The organism is Methylomonas sp. TEB (assembly GCF_047777895.1).
GTDB lineage: Bacteria > Pseudomonadota > Gammaproteobacteria > Methylococcales > Methylomonadaceae > Methylomonas.
Genome location: NZ_CP180476.1, coordinates 166838 through 178940, shown reverse-complemented (window position 1 = coordinate 178940; position 12103 = coordinate 166838). Strand labels below are relative to the sequence as shown.

The 12103-nt window shown below is 52.3% G+C and carries 15 protein-coding genes; 11 read left to right on the top strand and 4 right to left on the bottom strand.

The genetic code is table 11. The features are described from left to right. Positions 1-243 precede the first annotated feature (243 nt). The gene (locus ACMXD4_RS00790) at positions 244-465 is read left to right on the top strand and encodes a hypothetical protein (protein WP_415879581.1); all 222 of its coding nucleotides are present in this window, start codon (positions 244-246) and stop codon (positions 463-465) included. Positions 466-580: 115 nt separating this feature from the next. On the opposite strand, the gene ACMXD4_RS00785 is transcribed toward ACMXD4_RS00790, so the two are convergent. Beyond that, the gene (locus ACMXD4_RS00785) at positions 581-865 is read right to left on the bottom strand and encodes a hypothetical protein (protein WP_415879580.1); all 285 of its coding nucleotides are present in this window, start codon (positions 863-865) and stop codon (positions 581-583) included. Positions 866-1357: 492 nt separating this feature from the next. Then, positions 1358-1591, bottom strand: a complete 234-nt coding sequence (locus ACMXD4_RS00780; protein WP_133120707.1) for a hypothetical protein — start codon at positions 1589-1591, stop codon at positions 1358-1360. Positions 1592-1731: 140 nt separating this feature from the next. On the opposite strand from ACMXD4_RS00780, the gene trpE reads away from it, so the two are divergent. From trpE to ACMXD4_RS00755, 5 genes are all read left to right on the top strand, one after another. Further along, positions 1732-3240 (top strand): anthranilate synthase component I, encoded by a 1509-nt coding sequence (gene trpE, locus ACMXD4_RS00775; protein WP_415879579.1) that lies wholly within the window; start codon positions 1732-1734, stop codon positions 3238-3240. Next, positions 3237-3827, top strand: a complete 591-nt coding sequence (locus ACMXD4_RS00770) for an anthranilate synthase component II (protein WP_415879578.1) — start codon at positions 3237-3239, stop codon at positions 3825-3827. Before trpE ends, ACMXD4_RS00770 begins: the two co-directional genes overlap by 4 nt. A gap of 62 nt (positions 3828-3889) precedes the next feature. Further along, entirely contained in the window at positions 3890-4063 is a 174-nt protein-coding gene (locus tag ACMXD4_RS00765) for a DUF4160 domain-containing protein (protein ID WP_415879577.1), read from the top strand. 1 nt (position 4064) lies between these two features. After that, positions 4065-4292, top strand: a complete 228-nt coding sequence (locus tag ACMXD4_RS00760; protein ID WP_415879576.1) for a DUF2442 domain-containing protein — start codon at positions 4065-4067, stop codon at positions 4290-4292. Between the two features lie 298 nt (positions 4293-4590). After that, entirely contained in the window at positions 4591-5835 is a 1245-nt protein-coding gene (locus tag ACMXD4_RS00755; protein WP_415879575.1) for a TIGR03862 family flavoprotein, read from the top strand. Between the two features lie 66 nt (positions 5836-5901). Here ACMXD4_RS00755 and ACMXD4_RS00750 read toward each other — a convergent pair whose 3' ends face one another. Next, positions 5902-6747, bottom strand: a complete 846-nt coding sequence (locus tag ACMXD4_RS00750) for a hypothetical protein (RefSeq protein WP_415879574.1) — start codon at positions 6745-6747, stop codon at positions 5902-5904. Between the two features lie 376 nt (positions 6748-7123). Here ACMXD4_RS00750 and trpD point away from each other — a divergent pair, with 376 nt between their 5' ends. The 5 genes from trpD (at position 7124) to trpC (ending at position 10886) form a co-directional block, all read left to right on the top strand. Beyond that, positions 7124-8131, top strand: a complete 1008-nt coding sequence (trpD, locus tag ACMXD4_RS00745) for an anthranilate phosphoribosyltransferase (protein ID WP_415879573.1) — start codon at positions 7124-7126, stop codon at positions 8129-8131. A gap of 59 nt (positions 8132-8190) precedes the next feature. Continuing rightward, on the top strand, positions 8191-8484 hold the full coding sequence (locus tag ACMXD4_RS00740) for a BrnT family toxin (RefSeq protein ID WP_171696947.1): 294 nt from the start codon (positions 8191-8193) through the stop codon (positions 8482-8484). After that, positions 8471-8770 (top strand): CopG family antitoxin, encoded by a 300-nt coding sequence (locus ACMXD4_RS00735; RefSeq protein WP_171696948.1) that lies wholly within the window; start codon positions 8471-8473, stop codon positions 8768-8770. Before ACMXD4_RS00740 ends, ACMXD4_RS00735 begins: the two co-directional genes overlap by 14 nt. A 552-nt stretch (positions 8771-9322) precedes the next feature. Then, the gene (locus ACMXD4_RS00730; RefSeq protein ID WP_415879572.1) at positions 9323-9721 is read left to right on the top strand and encodes a hypothetical protein; all 399 of its coding nucleotides are present in this window, start codon (positions 9323-9325) and stop codon (positions 9719-9721) included. A 364-nt stretch (positions 9722-10085) separates the two neighbouring features. Continuing rightward, positions 10086-10886 (top strand): indole-3-glycerol phosphate synthase TrpC, encoded by an 801-nt coding sequence (gene trpC / locus ACMXD4_RS00725; protein ID WP_415879571.1) that lies wholly within the window; start codon positions 10086-10088, stop codon positions 10884-10886. A gap of 262 nt (positions 10887-11148) precedes the next feature. Here trpC and ACMXD4_RS00720 read toward each other — a convergent pair whose 3' ends face one another. Then, positions 11149-11892, bottom strand: a complete 744-nt coding sequence (locus ACMXD4_RS00720) for a methylenetetrahydrofolate reductase (protein WP_415879570.1) — start codon at positions 11890-11892, stop codon at positions 11149-11151. Between the last annotated feature and the right edge of the window lie 211 nt (positions 11893-12103).

Here is a 12103-nt window from a genome sequence, read left to right as displayed (position 1 = left end):
ACATGCACATGTTCAAACTCCGAAAGGCGAAGCTGTGGTTAATCAGGATGGCTCACAGAGTCACAAAGGAAAAGGGAGTCTGGATAATCTGAACAAGAAAGCAAAAGATTTTTTGAGAGGGAAAGGATTTAAAATTCCGGGATTCCCCTTATTGATTGATCCGTGCCTCATTGATCCAGGCGCGCCGTTTTGTTCACCCCAGTATCCAAACTGTCCTAACAGCTAACGACATGGAGAATTAACATGAAGGTTTTTGGCTACATTGAAGGGGATCACAACCAGCTTTTTAGACTGTCCGAGGTTACTCTTCAAGCAGACCCCCAAACACTAAAGGCAGTTGCGAGTTTTCTTTTGAAGTGTGCTAAGGAAATGGAAGACGACGATTCTTGGGAACATGAGCACTTTGCAGACTCAACTTTTACGGATGTTGTATTAACCGATATTATTGTTTTTCGTGATAACTGACCCGTGAATGGGGGCAAGCTCGCGTAGCGTGCAGTGAGGCGCGAACCGCACGGCACGACGGGAATGTGGCTAGCGGAACCTTTATCGGGTTCCGCCGCCTTGTAAGGCCGCCGGCCTACAGACTGAGACTAAGGGACGGCTCCGGCCGTCCTCTGTTCACCGTCAAGGTTCTGACCCGGCCCGCCGGGCCGTGAGTCGTCGAGGTCACCGAATCGGTTGCTGCCGCGTCTTGCCCCAAGCGCTGTTGTTTTTCCCGTTCCATCGCCGCTATTTCACGCTGTAACCCTTCTTTTTTTATCAGTAAAAGAGAGGCGTCTTCGGCCAGGTTGTCGAAATCCTGGCCCGCGCTGACTCCGTATTTAGCCTGTAACTGCCGCTGCCGCTTCTCATGGTACAACACAAATTCCCGCTCGATGTCCGCTTTAAGGCCGTAAGTCGCAATCGGTAGGGCGTCAATAGGCGAAGCCGTATTGCGCCGTATGTCTTACGGCCTTGCCCGTCAATCAAATCTTCCTTGCTATAGTTTTGGTTCCAACGCGATAACGTGCGCTGATCTATAGGATGCTGCCGAAGGCCCTTGATCAGCTGCTGCCGCGTCTTGTCCCAAACGTTGCCGCTTTTCCTGCTCCAACGCCTCAATGTCACGCTGTAACGACTCTATTTTTATCAAGGCCGTAAGTCGCAATCGGTAAGGCCGTAAGTCGCAATCGGTAGGGCGTCAATAGGCGAAGCCGTATTGCGCCGTATGTCTTACGGCCTTGCCCGTCAATCAAATCTTCCTTGCTATAGTTTTGGTTCCAACGCGATAACGTGCGCTGATCTATAGGATGCTGCCGACAGGCGCATCGTTCGCGACCGTTGCGCCTTGCATGGCTCGGCACAAACTGCAGATTCAAAACCGAAGTGCAATACCCGAAATGCGCATGGATTCGCCAAACTCTTTATTCACCGCCAATGTTTTAACCTTGCCGACAGGGCTATCAGCTGCCGAAGGCCCTTGATCAGCTGCTGCCGCGTCTTGTCCCAAGCGCTGATGCCTTTCCTGCTCCAGCGCCTCAATGTCACGCTGTAACAACTCCATTTTTATCAGCCCGATAGATAGAGGTGCAAAATATAAGGCTGTCAACGTGCAGCCAGTTTAATTTTGGACGTCCAAGCAGTTTACAATTTCGCAGTAGGCTCAGTTTTCAGCCGCGCGGGTCGCTGCTGGGCGCGTTGTGCGTTACAATCGCGAGTCGCACAACCGGTTGCTTCAAGAGAATAATAATGACACCCGCCGAATTTACCGCATACGCCCAACAAGGCTATAACCGCATCCCGATCTGCCGCGAAGTGCTGGCCGATCTGGACACGCCGCTCAGTGCTTACTTAAAGCTGGCCGACGGCCCTTATTCCTATTTGTTTGAGTCCGTACACGGCGGCGAGCAGTGGGGACGGTATTCGATCATCGGCTTGCCTTGCAAAACCCGTATCAAAATCAGCGGCCACCGCATCACGGTCGAAAAAGACGGCCAGGACACCCAAGTTTTTGAGCACGCTCAACCGCTGGAATGGATAGAAGAATTTCGGCAAAACTACAAGGTGCCGGACGTACCGGGATTACCGCGCTTCAACGGCGGCCTGGTCGGTTATTTCGGTTATGAAACGATAGGTTACATAGAGCCGCGTTTAAAGCCCAGCGGCAAGCCGGACCCTATCGGCGCGCCGGACATCCTGTTAATGGTGTCGCAAGACCTGCTGATATTCGACAACCTGTCCGGCAAAATGCTGTTGCTGACCCACGCAGATCCATCGCAAACCAATGCCTACGAAAACGCCAAAGCCAGGCTCGACGAATTAGTGGTGAAATTGCGCGAACTGCAAGCCAATCCGCAAGCGCATCCGGCCGTTAAGCACGTGCACGAACACGATTTTGTCTCCGGTTTTACCCAACAAGGCTACGAAGACGCGGTGTTAAAAGCCAAACAATACATCACCGACGGCGACTGCATGCAGGTGGTGTTGTCGCAGCGCATGTCGATTCCGTTTGAAGCCGCGCCGCTGGATTTGTATCGGGCTTTGCGGTGTTTGAATCCGTCGCCGTATATGTTTTTCATGAACCTGGACGATCTATATGTAGTGGGCTCGTCGCCGGAAATTCTGGTGCGGCTGGAAGACAACGAAGTGACGGTGCGACCAATCGCCGGCACCCGCAAACGCGGCGAAACCCACGAGCAGGATCTGGAGCTGGAAAAGGAACTACTGGCCGACCCAAAAGAAATCGCCGAGCATTTGATGCTAATCGACCTGGGCCGCAACGACACCGGACGAGTCGCCAAAATCGGCAGCGTCAAACTCACCGACAAGATGATCGTCGAGCGCTACTCGCACGTGATGCACATCGTTTCCAACGTCACAGGCGAATTGCAGGAAGGTAAAAATGCCTTCGACGTGTTGGCGGCCACCTTCCCGGCCGGCACCGTCAGCGGCGCACCGAAAATTCGCGCGATGGAAATCATCGACGAGCTGGAGCCGGTCAAGCGCGGTATTTATTCCGGCGCGGTGGGTTACATTTCCTGGTCCGGCAATCTGGATACGGCCATCGCCATCCGCACGGCTGTGATAAAAGATCAAACCTTACACATTCAGGCCGGCGCCGGCATCGTTTACGATTCCGTGCCGCGCAACGAATGGGATGAAACAATGAACAAAGGCCGCGCGGTGTTCCGCGCCGTCAGCATGGCCGAAGCCGGCCTCCTGAGCAGCGCGGCTCAATCTAAAGGAGCACAAACATGAGCGGCGTCAGATTGGTGATGGTCGACAACTACGATTCCTTCACCTACAACCTGGTGCAATATTTCGGCGAACTGGGCGCCGACGTGGTGGTAGTGCGCAACGACGAAGTGACGGTGGAAGACATCGAAGGCCTGCGTCCCGACAAGATCGTCATTTCCCCCGGTCCATGCACGCCTAAAGAAGCCGGTATTTCCGTGGAAACCATCCACCGCTACGCCGGCAAATACCCGATCCTGGGCGTTTGTCTCGGCCACCAAAGCATAGGCTACGCCTTCGGCGGCAACATTATCCACGCCAAGCAGATCATGCACGGCAAGGTGTCTCCGGTGTATCACAAAGATTTGGGCGTGTTCAAAGGCTTGAGCAACCCATTCACCGCCACCCGCTACCATTCACTGGTTATCGAGCAGGCGACCATGCCCGACTGCCTGGAAGTCACCGCCTGGACTCAGGACGAGGCCGGCAACATCGACGAAATCATGGGCGTACGCCATAAAACGCTGGATATTGAAGGCGTGCAATTCCACCCGGAGTCGATCCTGACCGAGCATGGGCATGACATGTTGCGGAATTTTTTGGCGCGATGAGTCCAACGGTTTTCAAAGAAGCGGGTTACCGCTTCTTTTTCTTCTCTCGAGAAGAGCCCAGAATGCACGTTCACATCGTTTCCGAAGACGGCGAGGCCAAATTTTGGCTAAAACCGGAAATTGAGTTGGCTAAAAATTATCGATATTCCAGAAAGCAGATAAAAGAAATCGAATCTTTAGTGGAGAAACATTACGATGAACTCATTAGCGCTTGGCAACAACATTTCCCCGGCTGAAGTGACACACATATCCAGTCACGGCGTATGGTTGCTGACTCGGACCGAAGAGTTATTCATGTCTTATGATGACTTTCCGTGGTTTAAAAATCAGCCCATCAATGCCATTCTCCGTGTTGAAGAGCCTTCACCTAATCATTTTTACTGGCCTGACATGGATATAGACTTGACTGTGGAGATGATCAAACATCCGGAGAGATTTCCATTGCAAGCCAGTAGTCAGTCCTAAATAAACTGCATGACATCTCGATTTGCAATTCGTAATGACCGTCAATTCAAAAACCACCTGTTACTAAGGCACTACTTCGTAAAACATGGATGAGCTTTTTTCCTTGATTTGGGCGGCAATACATTGGCGATTTGTATTGTGCGTTCTAATCTCGCTCAGCTTGGCATTTTTTCTTTCATATGCCATCGAACCTTTTACATCGGGATATTGCGTGAGCTTAGTTGGTGTCGGAGCGCTCCTGGGCATATATTGGCAAGGAAAGGTTGGTTAGAACATGAAACTTTAGCCTAGCCACGCATTGACTTCCTTTAACCACTCTATTGCCATCATCGGCGCCGGCCCCGCCGGCTTGATGGCCGCCGAAGTGCTAAGTCAGGCCGGCTTGAGCGTCGCTGTGTTTGACGCGATGCCCTCCGCCGGGCGTAAGTTTTTGATGGCCGGCAAGGGTGGATTGAACATCACCCATTCGGAACCGTTCGAGCCGTTTTTGTCTCGCTACGGCACACAGCGTGCCGCACTGAAACCGATGCTGAACGCCTTCTCTCCGGAGGCCCTGAGAGCCTGGGTGCAAGGCTTGGGCATAGAAACTTTTGTCGGCACGTCCGGCCGCGTGTTTCCAACGGAGATGAAGGCCGCGCCGCTACTGCGCGCCTGGCTGCACCGCTTGCGTTCGAACGGTGTGCACTTTCATATGCGCCACCGCTGGCTGGGCTGGGATGATGATGGAGCGCTGCGTCTACGCAATCCCGATGGCGAAATTTCGGTCAAGCCGCAAGCAACCTTGTTGGCCTTGGGCGGTGCCAGCTGGCCGCAACTAGGGTCGGATGGCGCGTGGGTGACTTGGTTACAGGCGCGCGGAGTGGAAATTGCACCCTTGCAAAGCGCAAATTGCGGATTTGAAGTAGCGTGGAGTGCGCATCTGCGCGAGAAGTTTGCCGGCGCGCCGCTCAAATCGGTAGCGCTAACCTTTACCGACACGCAGGGCCACACCGAACGACGGCAAGGCGAAATGGTGATTAGCACGCATGGCGTGGAAGGCAGCCTGATTTACGCATTTTCGCGGCGGCTGCGCGAATATCTGCATGTTCACGGCAGCGCCACCTTCACCATTGACCTGCTGCCAGGACGCGATGCGGAACGGGTGCTGGCCGAAATCAGCCGCCCCAGGGGTTCCCGGTCCTTATCCAGCCATTTGCAGAGTCGGCTGGGTATTTCCGGCATCAAAGCAGCCTTGCTGCGCGAAGTGCTCAGCCAGGCGCAATTTGCCGATGCCACCATTCTGACGAAGACGATCAAAGCCTTGCCCATCACTGTCAATGCCACCCGGCCCATCGCCGAAGCGATCAGCAGCGCCGGCGGCGTGAGTTTTAACAGTCTTGATCAAAATCTGATGCTTACCGCGCTACCCGGCGTTTTTGTCGCCGGCGAGATGCTGGATTGGGAAGCGCCGACCGGGGGATATTTGCTCTCGGCTTGCTTCGCTACCGGCCGCAGTGCCGGACTGGGCGTGTGCGACTGGCTAAACCGGCATCAAAAGTTTTAAAGAACTCCCCACTCCATAGCCGGACGCAAAAAAGGGGTAGCCGGCGCCACCCCTTCAACATCTTGTTTAGCGTGCGACTTCTGCGAATGGCCGCATTCTGCGCATTGTATTAGCCGACCGCAACGAGGCGGCTCCGGCCAATACACTGCCAAATAGCCAGAAAGCCCCCGGTAGAGGCACGCTGCCGCCGCCTCCGGTTCCGTAGTCGTACCCGTAAACCGATGCACTGGTATTCGCGGAAAAACTTCCGCTCCAACCGTCTTTAAAGACCAAAGCAACAGACAATATATCGTTTTCCGTCACGGCCGCGGAGCCGGTTGACAGGTACTGATTTACATTTTGGTTGACTGACCCGGAGTTTCCGCCATTGTAGTAACTCAAATTGAAGCTTGCGTTGGAGCTTGCCGACGCATTACTTGAGGCCCCCAGGTCCCCCATCAAACTGTAGTTCGCTTCGAAAATTAACAGTCCGCTGCCTTGCACGGTAAAACTGCCGGATCGCTGGCTACTGCTGCTGGCCGATAAGCTTTGATACGGAAAAGAACCGTTTAGAGCGGCATTGGCGTTGATTTGATTAATCGATGTAGCGCTGGAAGCAGATCTGCTATAGGTCGATGTGGACAGTGACTCTGTAGTCGAAGTCCCTGAGCTCCAATTTGCCGCGCTATCATAGGCGTTATTGTAGTAGCCATTATTCACTTGGCTAGTGTCGTACTGATTACTCCAGGTCACAGTTGGCAGGCCATTGCCAATATCAATGGCGGTAATTTTAAAGGTACTCCAGTCAATGACCGCGCTCGCAGAAACCGTCGCCGCCTCAGCAGATTGGGCAAGGCAAAGCGATAGCACCAGAATGCTGAACAGATTAGTCTTAAAGTAAGGTCGCCGAATCGGCTTGGCAAGGTGTTTCATGGTAATGTCTCCATTGATTAACGAGCACAAATTTTCAGCGCACGGCCAAACGGCCAAAAACCGTTGCCATGCTGATCAAGACTAGCTCTTTGCGATAAGCCGCTTATTTAAAATGCTAGTCTTGAGCGTCATTTAACAGCTAAGTTAACCACCGTCAATTACCATAAAAACATAACGGCTTAATCAATGTGCTACGTCAATAAAACTTGAAATTTATAAGCTGGCTTGGAATAAAATCGCCTTTTTATCTACCCGTTCTCGAGATGGTGTAAGCAAGTGACCTCGCTCGCGAGGGATTGACGGCCCGCAAGGTTTTCGATATGAGCCGTCGTTTGTTATCATCCCTGCCTTGACCAAAACACCGGCTATTCACTCCATGCAAATCCAAGCCACGCTGCAAAAACTTCTGGATAAACAAGACCTCAGCACCGAGGAAATGCGCGATGTGATGCGTACCATGATGCAAGGCGAGCTGACCGACGCGCAAATCGCCGGCTTTTTGATCGCGTTGCGTTGCAAGGGCGAGACCATCGAGGAAATCGCCGCGGCGGTCAGCGTATTGCGCGAGTTGGTGCGGCCAGTACCGGTGCACGGTGAACATGTTATCGACACCTGCGGCACGGGCGGCGACGGTGCCAATACTTTCAATATTTCCACCACCGCCGCCTTCGTGGTCGCGGCGGCCGGCGGCAAGGTGGCCAAACACGGCAATCGCTCGGTATCCAGTAGTTGCGGCAGCGCCGATGTATTGGAAGCCGCCGGCATCAATCTGGATATGCCCGCCGAACAAGTGGCGCAATGCGTCAACGACATCGGCGTCGGCTTTTTGTTTGCCGCCAAGCACCACAGCGCGGTGCGCCACACGGTTGGTCCGCGCAAGGAAATGGGCGTGCGCACCCTGTTCAACCTGATCGGCCCGCTCTCCAATCCGGCCAATGCGCCGCATCAATTGATCGGCGTGTTCGATAAACAATGGTTGGTGCCGGTCGCGGAAGTCTTGAAAAAACTGGGCAGCAAGCATGTGCTGGTGGTGCATGCGCGCGACGGCCTGGATGAAATCAGCATCGCCGCACCCACCGACGTCGCCGAGTTGATCGACGGCATCGTGCACAGCTACACCGTCACCCCGGAACAATTCGGCATGCCGCGCGCCAGCCTGGCAACCTTGTCGATTACTTGCGCAGCCGATAGCCTGGCAATTATGCGCGCGGTATTAAATAATCAAGCCGGCCCGGCCCGCGACATTGTGGCATTAAACGCCGGCGCAGCGATTTATGCCGCCGATTTGGCCGATTCGCTGGATGCGGGGATTCGCCGGGCGCATCAGGTGTTGGCGGATGGGAGTGCGTTGGCTAAGTTTGAGGCGTTGATTGCTTACTCTTGAGCGGCAGCATTTGCCCTATAAATGATGACAATAGGCACACGCCGGCGTAAACTCTATCCATGAAACCGTTTCGCTGGAATCATGAGAAAAATGAACTATTGAAGAAAGAACGCAGCATCTCTTTCGAAGAAATAGTATTGGCTATCGAAGCTGACGGATTGCTGGATGAATTAAGCCACCCCAACCAGGAAAAATATCCCAATCAATTTGTGCTCGTGGTAGCGCTGGATGGTTATGTTTACTTGGTACCTTACGTCGAGGAAGCCAATTATTTTTTCTTGAAGACAGTCATTCCAAGCAGAAAAGCAACCCGAGATTATCTGACCAGGAAAAAACCCAATGATAAAACTTGATGACTTTGAACAAGATCTTCTGACAGCCTATGAACAGGGCGAACTTGAATCGACAAAGCCATCGAAAGCCGATTTGGCTAAATTCAAGACCGCAGCCTTAGCTACCACCATCAAAGATAAACGAGTCAATATCCGATTGTCTTCTCCCGATCTGATGGATATTCAGGCTCGTGCGTTGGAAGAAGGTATTCCGTATCAAACACTGATTGCCAGTGTTTTGCACAAATATGTTTCAGGTCGCTTAGTAGAGAAACCTTCCAGCTTAAATTCTCGTTCAAACCAATAGATTGCCAAATAGTGTTTTTTGGCCTGGCGGGTTGATTCGCTTGATTAGCCGGTCTATTGTCTAGGTCTGGTTTTTCGAACGGTTTGAGAGGTTTACTCAGGTTTATTTATCGATCAAAGCGAGACACTTGATGTCGGAAGTAGTTGAAGTTTTGTGTCGCTATCGCAACGGGTTATTTAGAAGTCGGGTCTCGGCCCGACAGCCGAGATACTTTCTTTTGTTTGGCCAAAAGAAAGTATCCAAAGAAAAAGCCACCCCGATGCCGCTTGTTTCCTGCGCTCCGAAGGGTTTGAACGGGGTTTTCGGAAGGGCTATCCATAGCCCTCCGAAAACGAGCGGCATCCTTGCCGCTCCCCTTCGGGCTGTTCCGTCCAAACCCTCCGGTGCTCGGCGCGGCATAGGGGGAATTGTTCCGCTAAGCTCACTCAAGAATCGTATGAATTTGAAAGCATTGAGAGACGGTCTGTTGTAGGAGGCGCATCGATCGCGACCGATGCGCTTCACTTCGTTAAGCACATCCTTACGGTCCTACCAATCCTGGAAACCAATAAAATGGCAACTATCGTCACTCACCAAAGTCTGGTTCGCGCATGTAAAATTATTTCAGGAATTACATTTATTTTTTATGTCGGGGGCATTGATTGGTCTAATACGCATGAGCTAGAACAATTGCATGTTCATTTTTTCCTTGTAATGATCGCTCTGACGCCTTATGGAATACTTGTCTTTTTGCTAAATCGCGCCAATCAGTCTTTGATTTTTCAAGTAGTTTCCTTTTGTTTAGTTAGCGGCTTGTCTATGGTTTCGTTTGGCTATTTTAGGTTAAAAGGAATTCCAACTGGAGGGTGGGATTATTTGCTAATACCTGTTTGGCAACTTCTTCTTTTAATGGGCTTGTTCGGCTTTTTTGAGCTGTACTATTTTCGACAACGTAGTTCGAATCCAGATTAATCCTCGTAGGACATCGCTAGCGACCGATACGTTTCACTCCATCAAGGCTACATAATTTTTAGACCAGGCGACTTATAAACTCGGGACAATTTTCTCCCCTATGCCGCGCCGAGCACCGGAGGGTTTGGACGGAATAGCCCGAAGGGGAGCGGCAGGGATGCCGCTCGTTTTTGGAGGGCTATGGATAGCCCTTCCAAAAACCCCGTTCAAACCCTCCGGCGCGCAGGATACAAGCGGCATCCGGGTGGCTTTTCTTTTGGATACTTTTCTTTGGACAAGCAAAGAAAAGTATCTCGGCTGTCGGGCCGAGACCCGACTTCAAATATAATAGGTCGCGATAGCGACACCACATAAAAATCAAACAATGACAAACGACACACCCGACATCCTAAAAACCATCCTAGCCAAAAAAGCCGAAGAAGTAGCGCGCCGCAAAAGCAATACGCCGCTGTCGCTGCTGGAAGAATTAGCCGGCACGGTACAAGGCCCGCGCGGCTTTTATTCAGCATTGCGCAGCAAAGCTGATCAGAAAAAGCCGGCGATCATCGCCGAAATCAAGAAAGCCTCGCCCAGCCAGGGCGTGATCCGCGAGAACTTCAAGCCGGTGGAAATTGCCGTGGATTATGCGTTCAGCGGCGCGACTTGTTTGTCGGTGCTGACCGACAAGGAGTTTTTCCAGGGCTCGGAAGCCAATCTGCAAATGGTGCGGCAAAATTGCCCGCTGCCGGCGATTCGTAAGGACTTCATGATCGATCCCTATCAAATCCACGAATCACGGGCACTCGGTGCGGACTGCATCCTGTTGATCGTCGCAGCACTGGACGACGCGATGTTGAAGGAATTGGCCGACACCGCCACCGGCTTGGGCATGGACGTATTGACCGAAGTGCACGACGCGGAGGAATTGGAACGGGCCCTAAAGCTCAACACCAATATGATAGGCATCAACAACCGCAATCTGCGCACCTTCGAAGTGTCCTTGCAAACCACGCTGGATTTGAAAAACACCATCCCGGCCGACAAGTTGATTGTCACCGAAAGCGGCATTCACACCCCGGCAGATGTGAAGTTGATGCAGGACAACGGCATTTACACCTTCTTGGTTGGTGAAGCGTTTATGCGCGCCGAATCGCCTGGGCAAAAAATGCGCGAGTTGTTTTTTTAGGTTAACTCTTGGCTTAGATTGATGCCGGCTGCCGATGCTGGAAGCGGCATTCAACCGGGTTTAGGGATAGTAAATCAAAGTATCTACCGGACGACACAGAGCGTCCATGGCGGCGTTCCCACGCGATACCTAACGCCAGCGTCAGCCCCTTCTCCCACCGGGAGAAGGTTGGGATGAGGGGATCAGAATAAAGCTTTTTCTAATTTATCCCCTCACCCTAACCCTCTCCCAGTGGGAGAGGGAACTATTGCTGGTGTCAACATTACCCGCCCAATTTAATCGCCCCAAAATACCGCGCCAAATCAATCCGAATCGGCATGAAATAGACATTCAAGCCATTCACCGCCGCCGAGGCAATCACGCCATTGGCAAATTCCACATTCCAGTCGTAATCCGGCCGAAAACGCTTCGGAAACTTCACCTTATTTTTGACTTCCCAATAGTTCATTGAGGCCTTGCTGGTGATCGGGCTGATGCCGATATAGGTTTCCAGGTCTTGCATGTGCTCGGCGTAGATGTCGATCATGCGGCTGTCGTAGAACGGCTGGGAGAAAAAGCCGCCGGCGCCGGCATCGACCTTGCGTTGGATGTAATCGCATTCATCCTGAACGCCGCTGCGATGCGGATCGAAGCCGGCATAAATATGTAAACTGGGATAACGCTGGCGCACGGCCCGAATCAAATCCACCACATCGGTATTGTAAAACGACCGCTTCAAACCTTCCGGCGGATCACCGGACACCAACAACACGCTGTCCAGCGCATATTCTTCGATGATACGGTAAAGCTCACCGCTGTCGATTTTGAAGTCTATCGCCCGAAAATGCGGAATAAAGCGGTATTTGCTTCTATCAACGCGGGTTGCCAATTCCCAGCTGCGGGTATCGAAGCGTTGGATGTCCGGGACATTAATGATGTTGATGCCTTTGTCCAAAGTTTGCACAAAGGCGTATTGCTGGTCGAAAGCCTCTAGGCTGCGCGGGACGATTTCAAACGAAATATTCATCGTGTGGCTGGGTAGTTAAAAGATTTGACGGGAAACGTGCGCGATGCGCAAAGTATGGATTGTAACGCAGTAAAAACAAAGCCCAGCGGGCTTGCTGAACAATTAGTCGGTCCCAAGCTATCGCGGCGAGTGGATTGCCTCTATTATTTTTCGCTTGCGGTGGGGATTTGGCCTGTTTGAACGTCTTACTCAATAACCGCGCCTCTATTCA